25 protein-coding genes and 1 pseudogene are annotated in these 25,263 nt (G+C 68.8%); 9 read left to right on the top strand and 17 right to left on the bottom strand.

The genetic code is table 11. From position 1 onward, the window contains the following. Positions 1-34: 34 nt before the first annotated feature. Positions 35-547: a hypothetical protein gene (locus ACNJ7K_RS00355; protein WP_487040970.1), complete on the top strand. Its 513-nt coding sequence runs from the start codon at positions 35-37 to the stop codon at positions 545-547. Here the strand turns inward: ACNJ7K_RS00355 and ACNJ7K_RS00350 are convergent. Continuing rightward, positions 530-2,329, bottom strand: coding sequence for an acyl-CoA dehydrogenase (locus tag ACNJ7K_RS00350; RefSeq protein WP_487040969.1), 1,800 nt, complete (start codon positions 2,327-2,329; stop codon positions 530-532). The two genes, ACNJ7K_RS00355 and ACNJ7K_RS00350, sit on opposite strands and share 18 nt — an antisense overlap. A 106-nt stretch (positions 2,330-2,435) precedes the next feature. Here ACNJ7K_RS00350 and ACNJ7K_RS00345 point away from each other — a divergent pair, with 106 nt between their 5' ends. After that, the gene (locus tag ACNJ7K_RS00345) at positions 2,436-3,116 is read left to right on the top strand and encodes a TetR/AcrR family transcriptional regulator (RefSeq protein ID WP_159416586.1); all 681 of its coding nucleotides are present in this window, start codon (positions 2,436-2,438) and stop codon (positions 3,114-3,116) included. A gap of 70 nt (positions 3,117-3,186) precedes the next feature. Here the strand turns inward: ACNJ7K_RS00345 and ACNJ7K_RS00340 are convergent, their stop codons facing one another. The 4 genes and pseudogenes from ACNJ7K_RS00340 to bla form a co-directional block, all read right to left on the bottom strand. After that, positions 3,187-3,552, bottom strand: a complete 366-nt coding sequence (locus tag ACNJ7K_RS00340) for an FKBP-type peptidyl-prolyl cis-trans isomerase (protein WP_039958015.1) — start codon at positions 3,550-3,552, stop codon at positions 3,187-3,189. 6 nt (positions 3,553-3,558) lie between these two features. Further along, positions 3,559-3,909 (bottom strand): annotated as a pseudogene (locus ACNJ7K_RS00335) (FKBP-type peptidyl-prolyl cis-trans isomerase); the annotation flags it as partial. 50 nt (positions 3,910-3,959) lie between these two features. Continuing rightward, positions 3,960-5,258 (bottom strand): citrate synthase, encoded by a 1,299-nt coding sequence (locus tag ACNJ7K_RS00330; RefSeq protein WP_016694482.1) that lies wholly within the window; start codon positions 5,256-5,258, stop codon positions 3,960-3,962. A gap of 270 nt (positions 5,259-5,528) precedes the next feature. After that, entirely contained in the window at positions 5,529-6,506 is a 978-nt protein-coding gene (bla, locus tag ACNJ7K_RS00325) for a class A beta-lactamase (protein WP_487040968.1), read from the bottom strand. A gap of 167 nt (positions 6,507-6,673) precedes the next feature. On the opposite strand from bla, the gene ACNJ7K_RS00320 reads away from it, so the two are divergent. Further along, the gene (locus ACNJ7K_RS00320) at positions 6,674-7,549 is read left to right on the top strand and encodes a LysR family transcriptional regulator (protein ID WP_487040967.1); all 876 of its coding nucleotides are present in this window, start codon (positions 6,674-6,676) and stop codon (positions 7,547-7,549) included. Next, positions 7,546-8,493 carry a serine hydrolase gene (locus ACNJ7K_RS00315; protein WP_487040966.1) on the top strand — a complete coding sequence of 316 codons (948 nt, stop codon included), beginning with the start codon at positions 7,546-7,548 and terminating at the stop codon, positions 8,491-8,493. Before ACNJ7K_RS00320 ends, ACNJ7K_RS00315 begins: the two co-directional genes overlap by 4 nt. Here ACNJ7K_RS00315 and ACNJ7K_RS00310 read toward each other — a convergent pair. Together ACNJ7K_RS00310 and pdxH are read right to left on the bottom strand one after the other, a co-directional pair. After that, positions 8,476-9,744: an MFS transporter gene (locus ACNJ7K_RS00310; RefSeq protein ID WP_159416588.1), complete on the bottom strand. Its 1,269-nt coding sequence runs from the start codon at positions 9,742-9,744 to the stop codon at positions 8,476-8,478. The two genes, ACNJ7K_RS00315 and ACNJ7K_RS00310, sit on opposite strands and share 18 nt — an antisense overlap. Further along, a complete protein-coding gene (gene pdxH, locus ACNJ7K_RS00305) occupies positions 9,741-10,427 on the bottom strand; it encodes a pyridoxamine 5'-phosphate oxidase (RefSeq protein WP_487041006.1) in 687 nt (228 codons plus the stop codon). Before pdxH ends, ACNJ7K_RS00310 begins: the two co-directional genes overlap by 4 nt. Before the next feature lie 184 nt (positions 10,428-10,611). Between pdxH and ACNJ7K_RS00300 the strand changes: the two genes are divergently transcribed. From ACNJ7K_RS00300 to ACNJ7K_RS00285, 4 genes are all read left to right on the top strand, one after another. Next, positions 10,612-11,739 carry a citrate synthase 2 gene (locus ACNJ7K_RS00300; protein WP_487040965.1) on the top strand — a complete coding sequence of 376 codons (1,128 nt, stop codon included), beginning with the start codon at positions 10,612-10,614 and terminating at the stop codon, positions 11,737-11,739. A gap of 104 nt (positions 11,740-11,843) precedes the next feature. Continuing rightward, complete coding sequence (serC, locus tag ACNJ7K_RS00295) at positions 11,844-12,965, top strand: phosphoserine transaminase (protein ID WP_060651998.1); 1,122 nt, start codon at positions 11,844-11,846, stop codon at positions 12,963-12,965. Positions 12,966-13,185: 220 nt separating this feature from the next. Continuing rightward, entirely contained in the window at positions 13,186-14,055 is an 870-nt protein-coding gene (sepH, locus tag ACNJ7K_RS00290) for a septation protein SepH (RefSeq protein WP_183070646.1), read from the top strand. Between the two features lie 14 nt (positions 14,056-14,069). Beyond that, positions 14,070-14,771: a DUF6928 family protein gene (locus ACNJ7K_RS00285; RefSeq protein WP_487040964.1), complete on the top strand. Its 702-nt coding sequence runs from the start codon at positions 14,070-14,072 to the stop codon at positions 14,769-14,771. 33 nt (positions 14,772-14,804) lie between these two features. Here the strand turns inward: ACNJ7K_RS00285 and ACNJ7K_RS00280 are convergent, their stop codons facing one another. The 8 genes from ACNJ7K_RS00280 to ACNJ7K_RS00245 form a co-directional block, all read right to left on the bottom strand. Then, the gene (locus tag ACNJ7K_RS00280; protein WP_487040963.1) at positions 14,805-16,508 is read right to left on the bottom strand and encodes an alpha/beta hydrolase; all 1,704 of its coding nucleotides are present in this window, start codon (positions 16,506-16,508) and stop codon (positions 14,805-14,807) included. 7 nt (positions 16,509-16,515) lie between these two features. Next, the gene (locus tag ACNJ7K_RS00275; RefSeq protein WP_268655213.1) at positions 16,516-16,941 is read right to left on the bottom strand and encodes a DUF7144 family membrane protein; all 426 of its coding nucleotides are present in this window, start codon (positions 16,939-16,941) and stop codon (positions 16,516-16,518) included. 212 nt (positions 16,942-17,153) lie between these two features. Beyond that, positions 17,154-17,570: an SHOCT domain-containing protein gene (locus tag ACNJ7K_RS00270; RefSeq protein WP_159416592.1), complete on the bottom strand. Its 417-nt coding sequence runs from the start codon at positions 17,568-17,570 to the stop codon at positions 17,154-17,156. Positions 17,571-17,878: 308 nt separating this feature from the next. Beyond that, positions 17,879-18,304, bottom strand: a complete 426-nt coding sequence (locus tag ACNJ7K_RS00265) for a DUF7144 family membrane protein (RefSeq protein ID WP_230788035.1) — start codon at positions 18,302-18,304, stop codon at positions 17,879-17,881. Between the two features lie 93 nt (positions 18,305-18,397). Further along, positions 18,398-18,670, bottom strand: a complete 273-nt coding sequence (locus ACNJ7K_RS00260) for a DUF2537 domain-containing protein (protein ID WP_487040962.1) — start codon at positions 18,668-18,670, stop codon at positions 18,398-18,400. After that, positions 18,667-19,473, bottom strand: a complete 807-nt coding sequence (locus tag ACNJ7K_RS00255) for a TrmH family RNA methyltransferase (RefSeq protein ID WP_120281549.1) — start codon at positions 19,471-19,473, stop codon at positions 18,667-18,669. The genes ACNJ7K_RS00260 and ACNJ7K_RS00255 overlap by 4 nt, the downstream gene beginning before the upstream one ends. A 125-nt stretch (positions 19,474-19,598) precedes the next feature. Next, entirely contained in the window at positions 19,599-20,030 is a 432-nt protein-coding gene (locus ACNJ7K_RS00250; protein ID WP_026060965.1) for an Rv0880 family HTH-type transcriptional regulator, read from the bottom strand. A gap of 44 nt (positions 20,031-20,074) precedes the next feature. Next, complete coding sequence (locus ACNJ7K_RS00245) at positions 20,075-21,544, bottom strand: NCS2 family permease (RefSeq protein ID WP_159416596.1); 1,470 nt, start codon at positions 21,542-21,544, stop codon at positions 20,075-20,077. Between the two features lie 80 nt (positions 21,545-21,624). Here ACNJ7K_RS00245 and ACNJ7K_RS00240 point away from each other — a divergent pair, with 80 nt between their 5' ends. Beyond that, positions 21,625-21,876: a DUF2530 domain-containing protein gene (locus ACNJ7K_RS00240; protein ID WP_016691319.1), complete on the top strand. Its 252-nt coding sequence runs from the start codon at positions 21,625-21,627 to the stop codon at positions 21,874-21,876. 39 nt (positions 21,877-21,915) lie between these two features. On the opposite strand, the gene ACNJ7K_RS00235 is transcribed toward ACNJ7K_RS00240, so the two are convergent. After that, positions 21,916-22,455, bottom strand: a complete 540-nt coding sequence (locus ACNJ7K_RS00235; protein ID WP_258259677.1) for a phosphatase PAP2 family protein — start codon at positions 22,453-22,455, stop codon at positions 21,916-21,918. Next, positions 22,452-25,262: a sacsin N-terminal ATP-binding-like domain-containing protein gene (locus ACNJ7K_RS00230; RefSeq protein ID WP_487040961.1), complete on the bottom strand. Its 2,811-nt coding sequence runs from the start codon at positions 25,260-25,262 to the stop codon at positions 22,452-22,454. Before ACNJ7K_RS00230 ends, ACNJ7K_RS00235 begins: the two co-directional genes overlap by 4 nt. Position 25,263: the final 1 nt, after the last annotated feature.

The raw sequence follows: 25,263 nt of genomic DNA, 5'->3' as shown, positions 1-25,263 counted from the left end.
CGATCTCCTACCCCCGGGGCCTAACGTGACGAGCATGCGCGTCGTCTTCACGAAGGGTCCCGGCATCGGGTACGAGATCGCGGTGCACCGCGGCACCGGTCCGGAGCTCGCTCCGCGCAACGGCCCGGGCGGTCACCCCTATCTCCCCCACGACCTCGTGCACCTGCTGGTCGAGAGGGAGGCGGGTATCGAACTCGGAGTCTTCGGGCAGTTGGCCGCGGGCGGCAACGGCATGTTCTGGCCCGTCGACAACGCGGAGCGGACCCGCGCGGGACGGCGTCGCCGGTCGAAGAAGCAGACGATGTCGCCGCGCGCGGAGGCCGACACGGTCAGGTCGGAGACACTGGCGCGCATCGCCGTTCCCGTCTGGGAGGTGCGGCGCGGTCTGGCGCGGAGCCTTCCGGCATATGTGTCCGCGCACGACGTCACCCCGGTGGTCGACCGGATCGTGGACACCTTCGACGACCACGCCGACCGGTGGCATGCGCTACCGGTCGGCGGGTCGTTGACGGTCGCCTGGAAGGTGTCGCTACAGAACCGACGGTGACACGTCGAGGGTCGTGCGGTCGAGACTCGCGAGCAGATCGAACTGCGGACCGGTCCTGGGCAGTTCGAAGCGGAAGAAATACCGCGCGGCGGCGCGCTTCCCATCGAAGAAGTCGCCCTCGCGGTCGCCCACCGCGAGGAGCTGCTCGAGCCACATCCACGCCACCACCACGTGCCCGACAGCTTCGAGGTAGACCGACGAGTTGGCCAGGGCCACAGCGGAATCGCCGGTGGACCACAACGTCGCGGTCGTTTCCGCGACGCGCGCCACGGCCGAGCCCAGTTGCTCCGCGTAGGCGGCGGCGTCACCCCCGGCCTGCGTCGCCCGGGTGATGGTCTCTCCCACCGCTTCGCCGAGCAGCGCGAGAGCGGCACCGCCCTGCATGATCACCTTGCGGCCGAGCAGGTCGAGACCCTGGATGCCGTGCGTGCCTTCGTGAATGGGGTTGAGGCGGTTGTCGCGGTAGAACTGCTCGACGTCGAACTCGCGGGTGTAGCCGTAGCCGCCGAGCACCTGGATCGCGAGGCTGTTGGCCTCGAGGCACCACTGCGACGGCCAGGACTTCGCGATGGGAGTGAGCAGGTCCAGCAGCAGACCGGCGCGGGTGCTCTCGTCGTCGCTCTCGGCGGTGCGCTGCACGTCGACGAGCTTCGAGCAGTACAGCCCCAGCGCGAGCGCTCCCTCGACATAGGACTTCTGCGCCAACAACATTCGTCGCACATCGGCGTGTTCGACGAGCGGCACCTGCGGCGAGGCCGGATCCTTGGCGCCGAGCGGCCGACCCTGCGTGCGGGTACGGGCGTAGTCGAGCGACTGCAGGTACCCGGCGTAGCCGAGGGAGGTGGCGAGGAAGCCGACGCCGATCCGGGCCTCGTTCATCATGTGGAACATGTACGACAGGCCCTTGTGCGCCTCACCGAGCAGATAGCCGACCGCGCCGGCCTCACCGCCCGGGGTGTGGACGCCCTCGCCGAAGTTGAGCAGGGTGTTGGTGGTGCCGCGGTTGCCCATCTTGTGGTTGAGGCCGACGAGCGCAACGTCGTTGCGTTCGCCGAGCGTGCCGTCGGCCTCGACGAGGAACTTCGGGACGATGAACAGCGAGATGCCCTTCACGCCGTCCGGTCCGCCGGGGATCTTGGCGAGGACGAGGTGGACGATGTTCTCGGTGAGTTCGTGGTCACCGCCGGAGATCCACATCTTGGTGCCGGTCAGCCGGTAGGTGCCGTCGGCGGCGGGCACGGCCCTGGTGGTGATGTCGGCGAGCGACGAACCGGCCTGCGGTTCGGACAGGCACATGGTGCCGAAGAAGCGGCCTTCGAGCATCGGCGGCACGAAGGTCTCGATCTGCTCGTCGCTGCCGTGGGTGACCAGCAGGCTCGCGTTGGCGGCGGTGAGGAAGGGATAGGCCGAGGTGCCGGCGTTCGCGGCCTGGAACCACGCCATCGATGCGCGCTGCACGGTGACCGGCAGTTGCATGCCGCCGTGCTCCTCGTCGAACCCGCCGGCGAGGAGTCCTGCCTTGCAGAACAGGTCGAGCGCGTCCTTGACCTCGGGGATGATCTCGACGCGACCGTCCTCACCGATGCGGGGTTCCTGGGCGTCGCCCTTCTTGTTGTGGGTCGCGAAGTGCTTGGTGGCGATGTCGGCACTCAGGTCGAGCACGGCGTCGAAGGTCTCCCGGGAGTGCTCGGCGAAGCGGTCCCGAGCGGTGAGGGACTCGATGTCGAGCCAGTCGTACAGGAGGAAGTCCAGGTCGCGGCGGGACAGTACGGGAGAGGGCATCGAGGATCCTTTCGGGCGACTCGGATATCGGCCGTAGCAGGAACGAACTCAGCAGGAACGAACTGAGCAAGAGCGAACTAAGCGCTCACTCAGTAGACCAACGACGGTGCATGATGTCAACGACGCCTTCTCCGCGACCCGCAGGACGGACCCCGTGACCGACACACCCGAGCAGACCCCCGACGCCTCTCTTGTCACAGCGCTGCCAGGCGGTGGATCCGAGGTCGCGCGCCGGCTGGTCGCCTCCGCGGTGGAGTCCTTCGCACGCCGCGGCTACCACGCGACCACCACCCGCGACATCTCCGTCGGCGCAGGGTTGAGCCCCGCGGCGCTCTACGTGCACTTCCCGTCCAAGGAGGCCGTACTCTTCGAGGCCGGCCGCAACGGGCACCACCACGTCCTCGAGGAGGTCGAGAGCGCCGCCGCGAGTTCCACCGACCCGATCGAGCGGATCCGCGCCATCGTCGACCGTTTCGTGCGGATCCACGCCGTGCACCACACCACCTGCCGGGTCGCGCAGTACGAACTGCACGCGCTCTCGGAGGAGCACTACCGCGAGATCGCGGAGATCCGCAGGCGCACCGACGCCGTGGTCCGGGAGGTCATCTCCTCGGGTGTCGACAGTGGCGCGTTCCGGGTCGGCGACGTGCCCACCGCAGCGCTGGCGATCCTGTCGCTGGGGATCGACGTCGCCCGCTGGTACCGGCCCGGCCGCGTGGACGTCGACGATCTGGCCCGCAACTATGTCGACCTCGCGTTGTCGATGCTCGGGGCGCCCCGGAACTGAACGACGACGAGGCCCGCAACACCGGTGGTCTCACCGGTATTGCGGGCCTCGGATGTCGTTGCGGGTCCGGTTATCCGACGCCGAGCAGATCGATCACGAAGACCAGCGTCTTGCCTCCGAGCGGATGCCCGGAACCGGCCGGTCCGTACGCGAGCTGCGGGGGCACCGTGAGCTTGCGGCGTCCACCGACGCGCATGCCCGGAATGCCTTCCTGCCAGCCCGGGATCAGACGTCCGAGCGGGAAGCGGACGGAGTCGCCACGAGCGAACGACGAGTCGAACACATCGTTGGTGTCGTACTCCACGCCGTGGTAGTGCACGTCGACCACACCGCCGGGCTGCGCTTCGTCGCCGTCACCGATGGTGATGTCCTCGATGACGAGATCGGCGGGCGCCGGGCCGGTGGCCGGTTCGACCGTCGGAACCTCCGGCGGCACCTGCACGGCGAGCAGGTCGATGATGAACACGAGCGTCTTGCCCGACAAGCGGTGGCCCGATCCGGCGGGACCGTAGGCGAGCTCCGGCGGGATGGTCAGCTGACGACGGCCGCCGACCTTCATGCCCGGGATGCCCTCCTGCCAGCCGGCGATCAGACCGGACAGCGGGAAGGTGATGGACTCACCACGGCTCCACGACGAGTCGAACTCTTCACCGGTATCGAACTCGACCCCGACGTAGTGGACTTCGACCTTCGATCCGGGCTCCGCTTCGGCACCTTCGCCGACCACCAGGTCCTTGATGACCAACTGGGTGGGGGCGGGACCCTCCTGGAACTCGATTTCGGGCTTTGTCATGCGTGTCTCCTCGTCGGGATTCGGTCGATCTTTCCGGTCGCTACGAGGGTTCAGCGCTCCTCGAGGGACGTGTACGGGCGCTCGGTGTAACCGGTGTAGATCTGACGCGGACGGCCGATCTTCAGGGTCGGGTCCGAGTGCATCTCACGCCAGTGCGCGATCCAGCCGGGCAGGCGACCCAGGGCGAACAGCACGGTGAACATGCGGTCCGGGAAGCCCATCGCACGGTAGATCAGGCCCGTGTAGAAGTCGACGTTCGGGTACAGCTTGCGCTCGATGAAGTAGTCGTCCGTGAGGGCGGCCTCTTCGAGCTTCATGGCGATCTCGAGCAGTTCGTCGCCCGCACCGAGCTTCTTGAGGATGCGGTCGGCGGTCTTCTTGACGATCGCGGCCCGCGGGTCGTAGTTGCGGTAGACGCGATGCCCGAAGCCCATGAGCTTCACGCCGTCTTCCTTGTTCTTGACCTTGCGGACGAAGTCCTTGACGTCGCCGTCGGACTTCTGGATGCCGTCGAGCATCTCGAGCACGGCCTGGTTGGCGCCGCCGTGCAGCGGGCCCCACAGTGCGTTGATGCCGCCCGAGATGGACGTGAAGAGGTTGGCGTCGGAGGAACCGACGAGGCGCACCGTCGACGTCGAGCAGTTCTGCTCGTGATCGGCGTGCAGGATGAGCAGCATGTCGAGCGCCTGAGCGATCTCGGGATCGATCTCGTAGGGCTCGGCCGGGAAGCCGAAGGTCATGCGCAGGAAGTTCTCGACCAGCGACAGCGAGTTGTCGGGGTAGAGGAAGGGCTGACCGACCGACTTCTTGTAGGCGTAGGCCGCGATGGTCGGCAGCTTGGCGAGCAGACGGATCGTCGACAGCTCGACCTGCTCGGAGTCGTCCGGATCGAGGGAGTCGGGGTAGTACGCCGACAGGGCGTTGACCGCGCTCGACACGACGGGCATCGGGTGCGCGTTGCGCGGGAAGCCGTCGAAGAACCGCTTGAGATCCTCGTGCAGGAGGGTGTGGCGGCGGATCTTGTCGGTGAAGACCTCGAGCTGCTCCGCAGTCGGCAGCTCACCGTAGATCAGCAGGTAGCTGACCTCGATGAACGTCGACTTCTCGGCGAGCTGCTCGATCGGGTATCCGCGGTACCGCAGAATGCCCTTCTCGCCGTCGATGTACGTGATCGCCGACTTCGTGGAGGCGGTGTTGACGAAACCCGGGTCGAGGGTGGTGTACCCGGTCGCCGCGAGGAGCTTGCCCAGCTCGATACCGTCATTGCCTTCCGTCGCCTTGGCGATCGACATCGTGTGTTCGCCACCGGGGTAGCTGAGGGTGGGGTTGGTGTCATTCTCAGCGGGCACGAAGGATCCCTCTCAAGCTCAGACCTACGAGAAACTTCCGGACATTCACGTAGAACCTAGCCGTAGCGCGGGGTATGCGCTGAGGCAGGGTCCGCCGAAAGTCCCCGATCGGTATGTCGTCCATGTGGGTTCCGAACGCTCGCCCGCACCCTCCGCGACTGCGCCGCAAGGCCGGCACACGCCGATAACCTGCGGCAATACTACCCGGGTCTCACCAAGGTCGTTACGCGGGGATCTGCGCGTATCGGTGCCCCACGCCGGCCCCTGTACTCACGGCACGGCGAAGAGTGCGTCGACCAGCACGGCGGTGGTCTCCGCGACGGGCGCGCCCTCGAGGGGCGCGTCGGGGTCACCGGTGGTCGAGTCCGACAGGATCGCCAGCAGCAGCGGTTGCCCGTCCGGCGACCACACCACCCCGGCGTCGTTCACCGTCCCGTGATTGCCCCCGCCCGTCTTGTCCGCCGACGTCCATCCCGGCGGCAATCCCCCGCGGATCCGGGTGTCCGAGGTGGTGGTCGCGCGCATCCAGCCGAGCAGAGTCCGCTGTTGCGGAGCGGGCAGCCCCGGGCCGAGGAGCACCTCCCGGAAGCCGCGGGCGAGTCCGGCAGCGGTGGTGGTGTCGCGCTCGTCGCCCCGTGCCGCCTCGTTGAGTTCGGGTTCCCAGCGATCGAGCCGGGTGGTCTCGTCCCCGACGGAACGGGCGAAGGCGGTGACGGCCTCGGGTCCGCCGATCCGTTGGAGCATCAGGTTTCCGGCGGTGTTGTCGCTGCGGGTGAGTGCGGCCTCGCACAGCCGGTCGATCGGCAGTACGCGCCCCTGATGTTCCGAGGTCACCGGCGAATTGACGACGATGTCCTCCGGGTCGATCGGGAGGGTCTCGTCGAGACGGAGGGATCCTTCCGCCTCGAGTCGCAGGATCGCGGCGGCGGCGTAGACCTTGAACGGAGAACAGATCGCGAACCGTTCGTCGGCCCGGTAGGTGTGGACGCGCCCGGTCACCGGCGACTGCGCGACCACACCGAGTCGTACGGCGTAGCGGTCCTCGATCTCCCGGAGACGCTCGTCGACACCGGCGGCGAGCAATTGTGTGTCGGGCACCGAATCGGCCGTCGTCGACGGGATCGTGTCGACCGGACCGTCCTGCGACCCGCAGGCCGCCACTGCGGCGACGGAGGACAGGGCAAGGGCGGATTGGAGAAAACCCCTGCGCGACAATCTGTTCCGGAGGAGTGAATCGGTGGGTGTCATGCCGACAGGACACCACCGACGGGAATCGTCCCGCCAATACCCACCCGCCGTCCGCACGAGTCGGAAAAACTATCGCCGCTGTTGGAGACGGGAACGACGGACGGGATCCGGCCGCGCGACACGCCGGGTCGGCGAATCGTCCGCCCGTACTGATTGAATCCCCTGCCATGGACCTGATCCGCCACCTCCGGTTCTTCGTCACCGTCGCGGAGGAAGGACACTTCGGCCGGGCCGCAGCGGTGCTCGACATGACGCAACCTCCTCTGTCACAAGGACTTCGGAAACTCGAGCAGCATCTCGGTTCCGAACTCGTGCATCGCACCAGGCAGGGAGCGGTCCTCACGCCCGCCGGAGCCGAGTTGCTCCCCCGCGCTCGTCTCCTCGTCGACGACGCCGATCGTTTCCTCGCCGAGGCCGGACGCGTCGCCCGCGCCCGGGGTCTTCTGCACTGGGGTGCCACCCGCGCACTACCCGACCGTCTGGTCACTCTGTGCGTCACCGCTCTGAGCAGACGCGGTGAGGCGACGGTGTCGACGCGTTCCGCGAGCACCGTCGAACTCGTCGACGCCGTCCGCTCGGGCATGTGCGATCTCGCCGTCGTCGAACATCCGGCCCTGACCGAAGGACTCGACGCCGGACCGGTGGTCAAACTCCGGCGATGGCTGGTCGTGCCGGACGACCACCGCAGCGCCCGCTCCGACCGGCCCCGGTTGCCGATGCTCTCCGACCTGACGTTCGCCGCGCCGCCGCGGACGGGGAACCCCGCGGCCTTCGACGCGGTGCAGGATCTGCTGCGCGAACGAGGACTCGATGTCGAGACCACCCCGGCGGCGGACGACCGCGCGGTGCTCGCCGCCGTGGCCGCCGGTACCCACTTCGGGATGTCGACCTCACCACCCGGCTCGGTGCCCGGCGTGGCCTGGCTGGACTGGGCTCCGTCCGCACTGGCCCTGCGGGTGCGCATCGTCCGCCGTGCCGACGCCGACGTCGGTGCGCACGTCGACACCCTCGACCGCGTGCTGTTCAAGGAACGGGTCCGGTGAACGGCGAGGAACGGCGAGACAGTGCGGTCGACCGGATCCGGGCGGTGTTCGCGGATGCCGGGTGCACGGGATGGCTGCACGCCCGCCGGTGTTCGGATCCGCGTGCGGCGATGCTGTCGGTGCGCGGGGACGAACGCGTGGTGCTCGCGTCGGTGTACAAGCTTCCGTTGTTCCTCGCGTTCTGCGCGGAGGTGGACGCAGGCCGGCTCGACGCATCCGGGCAGCTGCGGATCGTGCCGTCGGACTGCACCCCCGGCCCGACCGGGATCGCGAGCTTCCGGGATCCGGTGACGATGAGCCGACGCGACGTGGCCGCATCGATGATGACGGTGTCCGACAACGCGGCGGCCGACGTGCTGCTCGGCGAGATCGGCACGACCGCTGTCGAGGAACTGCTCGCGCGCCTCGGACTCACACGGACCCGGATCATCGGTGGCACGGCGGACGTCTATCAGCGTCTCGTCGAGGAGACGGACACCCGCACCACCGTCGAGGCGTTCCGGGCGCTCACCGACATCGATGCCGCCTGGACCGTCTCGGCGTACGACCCGGCCTACACGAGCGCGACCACCCCGGAGGAGATGACCCGGCTGCTCGAGGCCGTGTGGTCGGGCTCGGTGCTCTCGCCCGAGAGCACCGCCTTCGCGCAGCAGGTGATGCGCGCCCAGGTCTGGCCGCACCGCATCGCGTCGGGCTTCCCGCATCGCGGGGTCGCGATCGCCGGCAAGACCGGCACGATCGGCATCATCCGCAACGAGGTGGCGGTCGTCGAGTTCCCCGGCGAGTATCCGATCGCCGTCGCGGTGTTCACCCGCGCCGCCCGCGCGGATCCCGTACTGCCGGTCGTCGACGCTGCGATCGGTGAGGCCGCGCGCATCGCCGTCACCGAGCTGCGTGCTCCCCTGCCGGGCGACTCCGCAGGTCCGTCATCCGAGAGTGCGTGAGACCCGGTACCGGACGAAGGCCGGGAAGGCGACGACGCACACGAGCGTGCCGACGATCACGAGGACGCCGCCGCCGGCCGCGGCGACCGCGGTTCCTGCCGCGGCCGCGGCGGCGCCGTGGAGCACGTCGCCGATGCGCGGTCCTCCCGCGACGACGACGATGAACACGCCCTGCAACCGGCCGCGCATCTCGTCGGTGGCGACGGTCTGCAGCATCGTCGAGCGGAAGGCCGCGGACACCATGTCGACCGCCCCGCCGAACGCCAGGAAGAACAGGGCGACCCACAGCAGCAGACCGCTGCCGTCGGGCTCGGCCCACCACACCGCGGCGCCGAAGCCGACCATCGCCACGCCCCACAGGACGATGCACACGATCACGGCGAGACCCTGGCGCTGCACCCGCGGCAGCCATCCGGAGAAGACGCCGCCGACCACCGCGCCGACCGACATCGCCGCGAACAGCAGACCGAGGGCGAAGCCGCCCTGCGCCGGATCGCCGAACGACTCGTGGGCGATCTGCGGGAACAGGGCACGCGGCATCCCGAACACCATGGCGACGATGTCGACGACGAACGACGCCAGCAGGATCTTCTGGCCGGACAGGTACCGGAAGCCGTCGAAGACCGCGCGCAGCCCGGCCTTGGTGACCTCGCCGAGCGGCGGAATCGCCGGGAGTCGCACCACCGCCCACAGCGTTGCCAGCAGGAAGATCGCGTCCAGCAGGTAGAGGGTGGACAGTCCCACGACGGGTATGAGGGCCCCGGCGAACAGCGGGCCCGCGATGGCGCCGAATTGCACGACGGTCATGTTCAGCGAGGTGGCGGCTGCGATCTGCCCTACCGGCAGCAGCCGAGGGATGATCGCCGCGCGGGTCGGCTGGTTCACCGCGAAGAACGCCTGTTGCAGCGAGAACAGGCACAACAGCACCCACACGTTGTTCAGCCCGCTCGCCGCCTGCACCCACAACAACACGGACGTGACGCCGAGACCGGTGGAGGTGATGAGCAGCAACTTGCGGCGGTCCATCGCGTCGGCGAGCGCCCCTCCCCACAGTCCGAAGACCACGAGCGGCACGAGCCCGAACACACCGGTCAGCCCCACATAGGCGGAGTTCCGGGTGATCTCGTAGATCTGCTGGGGAACGGCGACGACCGCCATCTGCGCACCGATGACGGTGACGATCCCGGCCCACCACAGCCGGGCGTAGTCCTTGTTGCGCAGCGGTGTGGTGTCGGCGAGCAGCCGCCTCACGGTTGCAGACGCTCGGTGATCCAGCGACCGTCCACCAGCCGGGTCCGGATCCGGTTGTGCAACCGGTTGGGCCGGCCCTGCCAGAACTCGACCGACTCGGGGACGATGCGGAATCCGCCCCAGAACGGCGGCACCGGGATGTCGTCGTCGACCTCGTAGCGCTCGGCGGCCTCGACGAGGGCGTGCTCGAGATCGGCGCGTTCGGCCACGGGACGCGACTGCTTCGACGCCCATGCGCCCAGGCGGGATCCGCGCGGCCGCGTCTGCCAGTACGCGAGGGTCTCCTCGTCGGACACGCGGACGACCGGTCCGCGGACGGTCACCTGCCGGTAGACGGGCAACCAGAGGAAGGTCGCCGAGGCATAGGGGTGCCCGGCCAGATGGCGGCCCTTGTCGGACTCGAAGTTGGTGAAGAAGGTCAGGCCGTCGGCGTCGATCTTCTTGCACAGCACGGTGCGGGTCGCCGGGTGTCCGTGCTCGTCGACGGTCGCGAGCACCATCGCGTTCGGCTCGGGCACCGCGGTGGCGACCGCGTTCGCAAACCACGTACGCACCAGCGGAAGCCAGCCCTCGGCGACATCGCCGGGGGTGAGATCGCGGTCGGCCGGGGACTCGTCGGTCGGCCCGGCCGGGCTGTAGTCGACACGCATACGCGCGAGGTCGTCACCCTCGGGGCGCGGCAACGGGAAATCGGACGGCACGAACGACGACGGTACTCCCGGCATCCGGGCGGCGACGCTCGGACCACGGGCGCTACAGTTTTCACGACGACCCGAGTGGGGCGCCGATCACACCTGACGGTGACCTCATTCCACCGGCAGCGCGGCTCGGACCGGGCCGTGCTCGAACGAGGAGAGCCCAACCGTCATGGCAGCGCGCGCGTCAGTTCCCGAGGATTTCGTCGCAGGACTCGAAGGCGTGGTCGCCTTCACGAGCGACATCGCCGAGCCCGACAAGGACGGTGGCGCGCTGCGCTATCGCGGGGTCGACATCGAAGAGCTCGTCGAGAAGGGAATCACCTTCGGCGACGTGTGGGCCCTGCTCGTCGACGGCGAGTTCGGTCGCGGTCTGCACCCGGCCGAGCCGTTCCCCCTGCCGATCCACACCGGCGACGTGCGCGTCGACGTCCAGGCCGGTCTGGCGATGCTCGCACCCATCTGGGGCTTCCGTCCGCTGCTCGACATCGACGATGCGACCGCCCGCGACAATCTCGCCCGCGCCGCGGTGATGGCCCTGTCCTATGTCGCCCAGTCCGCCCGCGGCATCTACCAGCCCGCCGTGCCGCAGCAGCGCGTCGACGAGGCGAGCACCGTCACCGAGCGCTTCATGGTGCGGTGGAAGGGCGACCCGGATCCCAAGCACGTCGAGGCGATCGACGCCTACTGGGTCTCGGCGGCCGAGCACGGCATGAACGCCTCGACGTTCACCGCCCGGGTCATCGCCTCGACCGGCGCGGACGCGGCCGCCTCGCTCTCCGGCGCGGTCGGCGCGATGTCCGGCCCGCTGCACGGCGGTGCTCCCGCGCGCGTGCTGCCGATGATCGAGGAGACCGAACGCACCGGCGATCCGCGCGGCCTGGTCAAGGGCATCCTCGACCGCAAGGAGAAGCTCATGGGCTTCGGTCACCGCGTCTACCGTGCCGAGGACCCCCGCGCCCGGGTGCTGCGCAGCACCGCGAAGCGGCTCGACGCTCCCCGTTTCGAGGCGGCGGCCGCGCTCGAGCAAGCTGCCCTGGCCGAGCTGCGCGAGCGTCGTCCCGACCGGGCGATCGAGACCAACGTCGAGTTCTGGGCCGCGGTGATCCTCGATTTCGCCGAGGTCCCCGCAGCGATGATGCCCGCGATGTTCACCTGCGGTCGGACCGCCGGCTGGTGCGCCCACATCCTCGAGCAGAAGCGTCTGGGCAAGCTCGTGCGTCCCGCGGCGATCTACACCGGCCCCGATCCGCGCCCTGCCTCCGAGGTCACGGGCTGGGATTCGATCACGCATCGCTGATGCCTCTTCCTCGGCCGGGCCGACCAGCGCCCGGCCGGGGCTCCGAGGGGGCGGTCTAGACTACCTGTGCACCATGTCCCTCGACTCTTAGGACACGCATTCCGATGGCAGACGCGTCACCGATCATTCCCGCCGACCTCAAGCCCGCAGACGGCCGCTTCGGCTGCGGCCCGTCCAAGGTTCGTCCCGAGCAGCTGCAGTCGCTGGTCGACGTCGGCGCTTCGGTGTTCGGCACCAGCCACCGGCAGAAGCCGGTCAAGGACGTCGTCGCCCGTGTCCGCTCGGGTCTGCGCGACCTGTTCTCCCTGCCCGAGGGCTACGAGGTCGTCCTCGGCAACGGTGGCACCACCGCTTTCTGGGACGCCGCGGCCTTCGGTCTGATCCGGGAGCGTTCGCAGCACTTCACCTACGGCGAGTTCTCGTCGAAGTTCGCGACGGTCGCGAAGAAGAACCCGTTCATCGGCGACCCGATCGTCGTGGGTTCGGAGCCGGGCTCGGCTCCGGAGATCGTCGCCGATGCGTCGGCCGACCTCATCGGCTGGGCGCACAACGAGACGTCGACGGGTGTCGCGGTCCCCGTGCAGCGTCCTGCCGGTTCCGACAACGCCCTGATCGCGATCGACGCGACCTCGGGTGCCGGTGGCCTGCCGGTGAACATTTCCGATGTCGACGTGTACTACTTCGCCCCGCAGAAGAGCTTCGCCGCCGACGGCGGCCTGTGGATCGCGCTGATGAGCCCGGCCGCGCTCGAGCGTGTCGCCGAGATCAAGGAGTCGGGTCGCTTCACCCCCGAGTTCCTGTCGTTGCCGATCGCCGTCGACAACAGCAGCAAGGACCAGACCTACAACACCCCGGCGCTGGCCACCCTGCTGATGTTCGCCAACCAGATCGAGTGGCTCAACGGCAACGGCGGCCTCGACTGGGCCGTCGCGCGCACGAAGGATTCGTCCTCGCGCCTGTACGAGTGGGCCGAGGCCTCCGAGTACGCGACGCCGTTCGTCGCCGATCCGTCGCTGCGTTCGCAGGTCGTCGGCACCGTCGACTTCGCCGACTCCGTCGATGCGGCGCAGGTCGCGAAGATCCTGCGGGCCAACGGCATCGTCGACACCGAGCCGTACCGCAAGCTCGGCCGCAACCAGCTGCGCATCGGCATGTTCCCGGCCATCGACCCCGAGGACGTCACGCAGCTGACCAAGAGCATCGACTGGGTCGTCTCCCAGCTCTGAGCACGCCGCACAGCGGGGCCGGGTCCGATGTCGGATCCGGCCCCGTTGTCGTCATAGTCTCGACCTCGCATCGAGACATTTCGGCGAACCCTGGACGATAACGCGCCGCGTCGGATTTCTTGCGATGTCGCTCGGCGTGGCGCGGCGTGTCCGGCCACGAAAAATATCCAGGTCGGTTACAGTCGGGCGGGTCAATCGCGATCGGCGCGAGGAGGTCAAGGTGCGAGAGCTTCGAGTGGTCGGTCTCGAGCCCGATGCTAAGCATGTGGTGCTCGCCGATCCCACGACGGGGGACAAGTTCCGCATTCCCGTCGACGACACCCTGCGCGCGGCCGCTCGCGGTGATCTGGCCCGTCTCGGCCAGATCCAGATCGAGACGACCAGCCAGCTCCGTCCTCGCGAGATCCAGGCCCGCATCCGCGGCGGCGCCTCGGTCGAGCAGGTGGCCGACGAGGCCGGGATCCCGGTCGCCAAGGTCGAACGGTTCGCCTATCCCGTCCTGCTCGAGCGGTCCCGGGCGGCCGACATGGCCAAGAAGGGGCATCCCGTCCGCCCCGACGGCCCCGCCGTCGAGACCCTCCACGAGATCGTCACGCAGGCCTTCCGCGCTCGCGGACACAGCCTCGACGAGGCCGAGTGGGACGCCTGGCGCGACGACGAGGGCTTCTGGGTCGCACAGCTGCGATGGCACGCCGGTCGCTCCACGAACCGCGCCCACTGGCGCTACCAGCCCGATGCTCACGGCGGCACGATCACCGCGCTCGACGACATCGCCGCCGATCTCGTCGATCCCGACTGCGGTCGTCCCCTGCGCTACCTGACCCCGGTCTACTCGGCGCGCGACGTCGACGATTCCACCGAGGCGGAGAACGCCGAGCGGCACGCCCCGATCGCGCTGGAGGCTCCCGCCGCCGACGAACCGGCGCCCGAGCCGGTCGCCGACGAGGAGACCGCCGTCGCCGTCACGGTGCCCGACGACACCGACGCATCACGTGCGGCACAGGCTCCCGCGAAGGACAAGCGCGGTAAGCCCGCGCTGCCCTCGTGGGACGACGTGCTGCTCGGTGTGCGCAGTAACGGGCGCGTCTGAGGAAGTCGTCGACGATGTCGGCGACGGTGTCGACGCTCTGGTACGTCGACGCACCCGATCCCGCAGCGGTCCTCCACGAGTTCTCCCCGGATCGCGATGCGGCACAAGCACTTCTGTCACGACTGTTCCCGGATCTCCAGGTCGATCCAGGCGGACGGGTACCGCTGACCGAAGCCGGGGATACCGGCGAGGACGACAGCGTCGAACGATTCTGGATCGGTAGCTATCCCGGCGTGACGGTGGTGTCGAATCGCCGGTTCGCGCTGCGCCACCCCTCGGAGCTACCCGCGATGTGGTTGCGCACGCCCGCCGCCGAACGCACGTGCCTGCTGGCCTCCGATCCGGCCGGCGCGTGGGGATCGTTCGCCGTGTGGGAGTGCGGCACGCTGCGCCGCAGCTTCGGGGCGAACACCGTCGAGTTCTTCGAGGACCAGGGACTCCCGTTCGTGTGGGAGCGCCCGTTCTGGGCGGGTGAGCATCCGCTCCGCTGGCCGCCGAACGTGCCCCCTCCCCCGGAGTCCCTGCCCTTCCACCCCCGCAAGCTCGTCGAGGAGGCCCACGGGGCCTGGCTCGGGTTCCGTTACGTCGGGCGCCGCGACGACGAACTCGACCCGCGAGACATCGAGACGTGGAGTTTCACGCTGCGCACCCCCGTCCCGCAGATCTCCGTCCCCGCACCGAAGACCTCCTGGTGGCGGCGACTCGCGGCGCACTGACCCGGCACCGGACACCGATTCCGACCGGAGCAGTCATTCCTTCTCTCCGACAATTGCTTTCAGCTCGTCGATATCGTCGGGTGTGATCTCCGGGGATTGCAGGACGACGGCCCAGGCGTCGACGTACTCGGTGCTGTACTTGTGGCCGTGGCCGGCCGGAACGCCCGTGGAGAAGGGCAGGTCGGCCGTGACCTGCCAGAAGGTCACGAACGGGATCCACACCATGTCCTCGAGCACGTCGCGGCCGGGGGCTTCGCCGATCCAGTCCGGTTCGCTCGTGATCAGGCGTGGACTCCACCAGACGATCGGGTCCGACGGATGCATCAGATACAGCACCCGGCTCCCCTCCCACGGCCCGTCCGCCGGCGGGATCTCCGCCTGCGGGTCGTTCGTGAACCGCACCGTGCGACCGTTCCGGAAGACGGGTTCGATCTCGGGGCTGCCGGCCTCCCGGCGATCGCTGAACTCCCGGAAGAGGACGTTGAAGTTCGGAGGTCCGGCGAAGACCGTGCCCGACGTGCGGTTGCGCAGATCGTACTCGCCGCTGAACGCCGTCTCACCACCGAACGAACCGAGGCTCTCCCCCGCCACGAGCAGTCGGGGGCGGGCACCGGGAGAGAGTTTCGACCAGACGTCGTAGACCGCGTCGAACAGATCGCGTCCGGCCTCCCGGGCCTTCGATTGGTCGACGAGATACGAGATCCACGAGGGCAGATAGGAGTACTGGATCGCGACCGTCGCGACGTCGCCGCCGGTGAGGTACTCGACGGAGTCCACCAGGGCCGGGTCCACCCAGCCACTCCCCGTCGTCGTCACGACGACCAGGTTGCTGCGCTCGAACCCACCCGCCCGCGTCAGGTCCTCGACCGCCAGTGCCGCGCGACCCTCGGTGTCCTCGGACGACGCCAGCCCGGCGTAGATCCGGATCGGTTCGAGGACAGGACCTTCGGTGAATTCCCCGAGTTGTTCGGTGGTCGGCCCCTGTCCGACGAAGATTCGCCCCTGCCACCCGAGGGAATCCCACGGAACGACCGAATCCGGCCCACCCGAGCGGAGAAGGGTCGTCGGCTGCTGCACACCTTCCTCGGTTCTCGCGTCCCTCGCCGAGAACGCCGCGTTGGCCGCGTCGATGAAGCCGGCGAGGAGCACTCCGGAGACGAGCGCGTACACGAATCCCGCGACGAGGACCCACCCCACGACGTTCGCGGCCCGCTGCCCGATCCACCGGTCGAGAGTCCTTGCCGCCCAGCGATACAGGGCACGAATTCCACGTCCGATCGCCAGCAGCACGGCGAACATCACGATCGCGACGACCGGAGAGAGAACCGTGAGTGCCAGGTTGTACTCGGAAACCCCCATCAGAGTGCGGATCTCGTGCTGCCAGTACTGACCGAGTCCGAAGAAGACCGCGAGAAGGACCACCGCACTGACACCGAAGATCCACCACGACGTCGCCTTCGGAGGTCGAGGAGGACGGTCGGCGAACGCACGCCACACGAACGCGACGAGCACACCGAGACCGTATCCGATCGCGGCAGTGATCCCGCAGATCATCCCCTGTAGGAGCCCGCCGCGTGGGAGCAGCGACGGAGTGAACGACAGGCACGCGAAAAGCACTGCACCCCAACACCCGGGAAGTGTGAGGTGCAGCGCCTTCCGTCGTGTCCGCGACCGGGGGTCATCGGTCGCGACGTTCGCGACCGGATCGCCCCGGACGCTGCGGCCGTCGTCCTGCACGGTCGCGTCAGTAGTAGTCGGCGCGCGGCTGCCAGGTCGAGATCGCCCAGATCACGACCGCATCCAGCGCGATGATCAGGATCGACCACCACGGGTAGTACGGCAACCACAGGAAGTTCGCGATGATCGACAACGCAGCGAGGACGATCGCCGTGACACGGGCCCAGGTGGCGCCGCTCATCAACGCGAGACCGGCGACCAGCATCACGACACCGAGGACGATGTGGATCCATCCCCACGTGGTGAAGTCGAACTTGAACGTGTATTCCACGCCCCGCACGAAGACTTCGTCCTCGGCCACCGCCGCGATGCCCTGGAGGAGCTGGACGACGCCGACCGTTGCCAGGATGATCGCGGCCCCGATCGAGGTGCCTGCGGCGATGCCCTGTTTCACACTCATCCCGTCCCTGTCGGGACGTACGTCATGAGACATGACGATCCTCTCGTGTACGAAGGAGACATCGGTCGTGCGCCGGTCCTCGCGAGGAACGGCCGCGACCCGATTCGGAGGAACAAGGGTGCCACCGGGTTACGCCGCCACCCTTGCACTTTCAATCGCCGGCTACTCGACGCGATGCGATGCGTCGAACGCAGGAGCCGACCCCGGGAGGGCACCGGCCTCGGATGCCCTCCCCGCAAGATCGTTCACGCGATGGGCACGCCGTCACGTCCGGGCGCGACGGTGCCGAGTGCCTGTGCCTTGAGGTGTTCGAACTCCGCGGACGTGATCGCCCCGGAGTCGAGCAGGGCCTTGGCGTCGGCGATCTGCTGAGCCGGGGATTTCCCGACCGCCACGGTTCGGATGTAATCGTCGGTGGCTTGCTTCGCCTCGGCCTGGGCCTGTTGTGCCCGCAGCGCCATGCCGCGGCCACGAGCGATCAGGTAGACCAGTGCCGTGAGGTACGGGAGGATCACCAGTCCGATGACCCACACGGCCTTCACCCAGCCGGAGACCGAGTGGTCACGGAAGAGATCGACGATGATTTGGAACAGGACGATCAGGTATGCCACGAATGCGAATACGACGACTGTGTACCACACGTAGTCCCAGAAGGAATCCATAGCCGAACCTCCTCGGCCGATTCGGCGGCCGGGACGATGCCCGTGAAGCCGCCCGGAAATTGAAGATCTCGTATCCTGTTTCCCCTTGCGGCGTGCCGTTTCCGGCACCACCACCAGTCACGGCTCCATCCGCTCGTCGACACCGGATCGGATCGTGGCATCTGTCCGATTCCGGCGCCGGCGGGCCTGTTCACCAGCCATGACGACCTCCGTCCCTCCCCTCCGGAGGGACGCATAAACCATACGCCCATCACGGGTGAAGGGCACCTGTTTCTGCTGATCACTCGGCCCCGGCGCACAGCGGGGATTCAGGAGTAGGTCGCTCGGGGATTCCAGGCCGAGATCGCCCAGATCACCATCACGTCGAGCGCGATGATCAGGATCGCCCAACCCGGATAGTTCGGAAGCCACAGGAAATTCACCACGATCGACAGTGCGGCGATGACGATTGCCACCACCCGCGCCCAGGTCGCACCGGCGATCAACGCGATTCCCACCACCGCCATCGCGACACCCACGACCATGTGGATCCACCCCCAGGTCGTGAGGTCGAACGCGAACATGTATTCCGGCCCGGCGACGAGCAACTCGTCGTCGGCGACAGCAGCGATCCCCTGGAGGATCTGCAGCGCGCCGATCAAGGTCAGGATGATCGCAGCTCCCACCGACATTCCGGCCGCCAGACCTTGACCGATCGACATGTGCTCCCGCTCGACATGCGCACCGTGGGACATGATGCTCCTTCCGGCCCACCCGACATTTCCGAGTGTGCGCTTCGGAGGCGTTCTGCGGAATGGCTCCCATGAAGGAGCTCTCCGGAGGGACGGTCAGGACACGATCAGCGCAAGCCAGCCGAACGGCACACCGGCCACGAAACCGGCGGCGAGCCAGCGCAGTACCTGCACCCGAAGCCACGACCACACGGTCGGCGCGACTCCCGCGACCGTCACGACATTGACGACGACGGCGAGGGCCGGATGGATCCGGCCGAGCACCTGCCCGCAGGCGACGACGGTGATGACGGTGGCGACGAAGGAGAATGCCGTCAGCGTGAGCCCCGTCGCCCAGGGGGTGGGCGCGGGGCCGCGAGCCTGGCTCATCGCGGGAGCCGCACCCGCTCGTAGAACGCCATCGCCGCAGCGGTGGCCACGTTCAGCGAATCCGTGCCGGGAGCCATGGGAATCCGGGCACGGACGTCGGTCGCCCGCATCGCATGCTCGGTCAGGCCCGGTCCCTCGGCGCCGAGCAACAGTGCGACCTTCTCCCCCGTCATTGCTTCGGCGAGCGGGATCGCCCGCGGGTCCGGGGTCAGCGAGATCAGCTGGAATCCTCTGCTGCGCAACAGATCCAGGTCGTACGGCCACCGGTCGACGTGCGCGAAGGGGACACGGAGGACGTGCCCCATCGACACGCGCACCGCACGCCGGTACAGAGGGTCGGCGCATCCCTTCCCGAAGAGCACACCGTCGACACCGAGCCCGGCGGCGTTGCGGAACATCGAGCCGATGTTCTCGTGGTCGTTGACCCCTTCGAGCACCGCGACCGTGGTCGCCTTGTCGAGGACGTCGTCGAGCGACAGCGGTTCGGGCCGGTGCGCGACGGCGAGCACCCCGCGGTTGAGGTGGAAGCCGACGACCTCCGCCATGGTCGCCGCATCGGTGCGGTAGAACGGCACATCGACGTCGCGCAGGTCGTCGGCGAGTTCGTCCAGCCGCCGACCCACCCCGAGCAGGCTCGTCGCAGCGAACCGGGAGTCGAGCATGCGCTGGACCACCAACACACCCTCCGCGATCACCAGGCCCTTGCCACCGGGAAGGTCGGGCCGACGGTCCGCGGAGTTGAGATCGCGGAAGTCGTCCACCCGGGGGTCGGAAGGATCGTCGATGTCGATGACGTGAACCACCGGGTCATTCTCCCAGCGGCCCCGCACCCTCCCGCACCGGGTCGGTCGTCGCGACCGCGGTGCAGCGCGGTCAGTCGTCATCGACCGCAGTGCAGCGCGGTCAGTCGTCATCGACCGCGGTGCGGTCAGTCGTCTTCCGCGACGAGCGCCGTGAGGATTCCGACGGCGTCGCGCAGCGTGGCGAGCGAGTCCGGATCGAGCTTGTCGAGCCGTTCGGTCAGCCACACTTCGCGTGCCTGCGCCTCGTCGGCGAGCAGCTCGCTCCCGGCTTCGGACAGCGTCACGATGATCTGTCGTCCGTCCGTCGGGTGCGGTGTCCGCTCGACGAGACCGAGTTCGTGCAGAGAGGCGATGACCCTGGTCATCGAGGGTGGTTGGACGCGTTCACGCGCTGCCAGTGCCCCCGGGGTCATCGCACCCTCCTGCGCGAGGGTGGCCATCGCCGAGATCTGGGTCAGGGAAACTCGGGAATCGCTGCGTCTCCCCCGCAAATGACGCGTCAGACGCACAACGGCGAGTGAGAGGTCACCGGCGAGTGCGCGTGTATCCGAGATCATGGCGTGCAGAATACGTCACATCGCCCGAAACACGCGCCGGCCGTCTAGGTGAGCAGTTCCGTGAGCGGATCGACCGAGAAGTACAGGGCGAACAGCACTGCGACGATCCACATCAGCGGATGGATGGTCCGGATCTTGCCGCTCGCGGCGTGCAGGATCACCCAGGTGATGAAGCCGACGCCGATGCCGTTGGCGATCGAGTAGGTGAACGGCATGACCATGATGGTCAGGAAGGCCGGCAGCGCCACGGCGAACACCGAGAAGTCGATGTCGCGAACCTGACCGATCATCAGGGCACCGACCACCACGAGTGCCGGGGAGGCCGCCTCGATGGGGACCACCTCGTACAGCGGGGTCAGGAACATCGCGAGCAGGAACATCACGCCGGTGACCACGTTGGCCAGGCCGGTGCGGGCTCCTTCCGCGATACCCGAGGCCGATTCGACGAACACCGTGTTGGACGAGGCGGAAGCGCCACCACCGACGATGGCGCCGGTGCCCTCGACGACGAGGGCCTTGCCGATGCCGGGGAGGGTGCCGTTCTTGTCGGCCAGGCCGGCTTCCTTGCCGAGGCCGGTCATGGTGCCCATGGCGTCGAAGAAGTTCGCGAGGACGAGCGTGAACACGAGCAGGGTCGCGGCGATCACGCCGATGCGGGTGAACGCGCCGAACAGGTCGACGTTGCCGACGAGGCTCAGGTTCGGGATGCCGAAGAAGGAGTCGGGGGCCTCGGGGGTGCTGAGGTTCCAGCCCTTGGGGTTGGTGCCCAGCGACGGGCCGACGTCGGCGATGGCCTCGATGATCATCGACAGGATCGTCGTGGCGACGATGCCGATCAACAGGCCGCCGCGCACCTTGCGTGCGACGAGCACACCCATGAGCAGCACACCGACGACGAAGACGAAGGTCGGCCACGACGCGATGGAGCCGTCGATGCCCAGTCCGACGGGCACGGTGGTGCCGGCGGCGTCGGGGATGCGACGGACGAAGCCGGCGTCGACGAGGCCGATCATGGCGATGAAAGCGCCGATACCGGCGGCGATGGCGGCCTTGAGTTCTGCCGGGATCGCGTTGAAGACCGCGGTGCGGAAGCCGGTCAGGGCCAGCACGACGATGATGATGCCGTCGATGACCACCAGACCCATCGCTTCGGGCCAGGTGACCTGCGGCGCGATGGTCACAGCGAGCAGGCTGTTGATGCCGAGGCCGGCGGCGATGGCGAACGGATAGTTGGCGACCACACCGAAGACGATGCTCATGAAGCCGGCGACCAGTGCGGTGACGGCGGCGACCTGGTTGATGGGCAGGATGTTGCCCATCACGTCGATCTTCGCGCTCGCGTCGTCGGCGGAGAAGCTACCGAGGATCAGCGGGTTGAGGACCACGATGTACGACATCGCGAAGAACGTGACGATGCCGCCACGCACCTCCCGGGACACGGTGGAACCGCGTTCGGTGATCTTGAAATAGGTGTCCAGAAAGGACGTTCGCTTGGAGTCGGTGCCTACGGCCATGTCCACAAATCCGCTCGTCGAGTACGGGGCGTCGCAACGGGAACCGATTATTGCAGCGCGAAGGAACTAATCTGCAAACCGTGGAACCCGCCCAGCTCGTCGCAGCCCGCATCCGACGCCTCGCCGACCCTCGCCCCGCGCTCGCCGTGGGGACCGGTCTGTGGGTGGTGGCGACCGTCGTCGTGGCGGTGGTGGGCGGCGAACTCCGGGACGATGTGCTCCCGGTCTGCGTGGCGGGAATCGTGGTGGGGCTGCTGGGAACTGCGCTCTTCCTGCTGCAGCGTCGTGCCGCTCGACGGGGCGACCGGGGTGCCCAGGTGGGGCTGGACTGACCCTCGTCCACGGCCGTCCGCGACACGCCCGCAGCGATGTCAGCGACGGATCCGCACCCGAGTGATCAACCACACCCACAGCAGGGCCCATGTGATCCCGAAGATCCAGCCCGCGACGACATCGGTGAACCAGTGCGCCGCGAGGTAGACGCGGGAGAGCCCGATCACGACGGTGTAGGCGGCGAGCGCGATCGTCGCGGCGGTCCGGCGGCGATCGCCCCGCGGCCACGTGCGCACGACGACCGCGACGAGCACCGTGGCCAGAACGGCGCTGGTCATCGCATGTCCGGACGGGAACGATTCGGTGTGCAGGGCCAGGAGCCGTTCGGGTTCCGGTGGCCGGACGCGGCCGAACAGATTCTTGAGCAACACCATCACCGGCCAGCCCGTGAGGACCGCTCCGGCGACGAGGACGGCGTCGGACAGACGATCGGCCCGCACCAGCAGCAGCGTCGTCACCGCGGCGATCAGGCTCGTCGCGACTCCCCCGCCCGTGTGGGTGAGTGCGGTCACCGCGGTGGTCAGCCCGGGCTCGCGGAGCGACACCATCCAGTCGAGCACCGCGGCATCGAGCGTCACGGTTCGGTTCTCACGTCCGGAGCCGTGAGCGCGGTGAGTGCCGCGGCCAGGCCGATCGGTGTGCTGTGGACGGTGCCGGCCGCGTCGACCCACCACGGGACCTCGACCTCACCGGTCAGGGCTCCTGAGCAGCGGACGACGAGTCGGTCGTGCAGCGCGAGCACCCCGCGCGGAAGCGGCACCCCGGCGACGATTCCGGCCAGGACCGCGGCCGGTTCGCGCTCCCACGTCGAACTCCTCCCCTGCTCGACGGGTTCGGCGTCGACCACCGCGGACGCCACGGCGATGTCGAGCACGTCCGCGAGCGCGTGGGCGGTTCTCCGGCCACCCGTGACGAGGCGGTCGTGCGGGATCGCGGCCGCGAACCACGGACGGTCGGGTACGAGAGCGTCGGCTGCGTCGACGACGACACCCGACAGGCTGCGCACCCCGTCGGGCAGGGTCACCGACTCGGGGTCGAGACCACCCGACGAGAAGGCCGCGGCGAGCGCGTCGTGCGCGGCGACGATCGCGGCCGGTCCCGGCGACCTGCTGTCGTCCGCGAGCCGGTCGAGCAGTGTCTGTGCCAGTTCGATGTCGTCGATCCGCGTTCCGGCGAGGGCGCTGCGGAAGACCGACGCGTCGGGATGGGTGCAGGGATCGAGCAGCCCTTCGAAGAGGGTGTCGTCGGCGAACCGGTAGTGCCCCAAAGGCCGGCCGTCGAGCGACGCGCGGGTGCGCAGGTACCACGCCGTGTATCCGGCGGGGTCGGTGATCGCTTCGGCCGTCGCGGGTTCGGCAGCCAGCAGGGTCAACGCCCGCGACCAGCGGCGATCGTCGACGAGATCGAGGTCGCGCACGGCGACGAGCACCTCGGGATCGTCGTCGAGCCGCTCCCACCACAGGTGCTCGTCGGGCAGGTCGTGGTCGGGTCCGGTCGGCAGTTCCGCACGCAGGACCGTGAAACCCCAGCCCACACCGATCGCCCGCAGGGCTTCGGCCCCGTACCGGTCGACGATGGACGGGTCGACGGTGCCGAAGGGCGCGTCCTCGACCAGCACTTCCGCGAGCGATGCACCGGGAAGCAGGAGCTCGTCGGCTGGGACGAGATCGCCGTGGGTGTCGGGCAGCAGCAGCGCCCCGAGTTCACGGGGCACGGCCGCGGGCGACACGAGCGGCACCAATCGCAGCACGACGTCGGCGAGCTCACCGGCCGGGAGGTCGCCGTCCGGGTCGAGGTCGTCGGGATCGGTGTCCTCGACGGCCGCGACGAGCGCCGGGTCGGCGAGCAGGTCCTCGACCGTCACGGTGCCGGCTCCGAGCCGGGCGAGCAGCGGATGCGCGGCGTCGGGATGGACGAGACGCACCCACGGCATCGACAGCGGACCGAGATCCTGCAGTTGCGTTGCGAGAACGGCCGTGCGCGGGCCGGTGACGGTCCGTCCGTCCGACAGCGGAACCGGCAGGGATGCGAGTTCCTCGGCCGCGACCGCGTCGACGACGAGCGGAGTGAGCGCCTCGTACAAGCGGTTCCACCACTTCGGCTCGCGTTCGTGCCCGGAGAGCAGTTCGGCCAGTCGCGCGAGACCGAGCCGATGCACGCCGGCGGCGGACAGCGCGGACGCATGTCGCGGCCCGCACAGCTCGGGGATCACGAGCCCCGGGACGACCTCGCCGAGGACGTCGGCGAGCTCGTCGGTGAGCCCGGGAAGTGCGACGGCCCGGTCGGGCACCAGATCGGCGCTGCGGTCGGCGGCGGGAAGCCACGCGCCGGCGGCCAACTCGTCGAGGATCGCTTCGCGGATGCGTCCGTCGACCTCGCTGCGCGCGAAACTCGGCAGGGGCACGAGGTCGAGTCGCTGCTCGGCGGGCAGAGCCGCGACGAACCGCGCGTATCCGCGGGCGACGTTCTCGACGTGGGCGCCGGGAAGCACGCGCCGCCGATCGGGTTGCATGGCGACGTCGGCGACGACGATCGCAGGGAGCGACAGCTCCTCGTCGGAGCGGGTGGGGGCACGCAGGACATCGCTGCGGATCGGGTCGACCCGCCCGTCGACGACGGGCACCAGCCATCGCGCCGATGCTCCGGTGAACTCCCACCAGGTGCGATCGCCGATCCGCACCTCCCACAGACCGTTGTCGAGTTCGCGCCGGTGACGGGTGAATTCGTCGTCGGTGACGACGAGGGTGTGGAGGCCGGGGAGTTCGAGCAGGATGTCGTGGGCCTCGGAACGAAAGGCGTCGAGCAGTGCGACCGGGTCCACACCGGGGCGCAGGGTCAGCACGACCTCGGTGTCGCTGCCGGTCGCCGGCGGTGTCTCCGTCGGCCACACGAGGCGCAGCGCCGGGACACCGGACTCCGGCTCGGGCAGGTTCCGCTCGGCGAGCACCGCGCGGGTGCGCTCGGCCGAGAAGTGGAGCGAACCGGTGCGCGAACGCACCTCGATGTCGTCGGAGACCGACAGCACCGCCGTGAAGCCGACACCGAACCGCCCCACGGTGGATCCGGCGCCGGTCTTGTTCGACGAGCGCAGTGCGGTCAGCGCGTGGGCACCGCCCTCGTCGAGCGGCTCACCGACGTTCGCGACGTGGAGACGGCCGTCGGCGAACCAGACCAGCAGCTCACCCGGTACACCGGCACGCGCGGCGGCGTCGGCGGCGTTCTGGGCGAGCTCGGTCAGCACGCGGTCGCGGTACCCCGCGCGGACGTGGTCGGCCTCGGTGGCCGCGTCCTCCCGGAGACGGGTGGGCGACGACGACCAGGCCGCGATGATCCCTTCGCGTAACGCCGCGGTCCCGAACGGATCCGCGGGGTCCGGCCGGGTCACG

This window comes from Rhodococcus shunpengi (assembly GCF_048381395.1).
GTDB lineage: Bacteria > Actinomycetota > Actinomycetes > Mycobacteriales > Mycobacteriaceae > Rhodococcus.
Note: the sequence above shows the minus strand (reverse complement) of the source record. Positions and strands in the feature narration are given on the sequence as shown.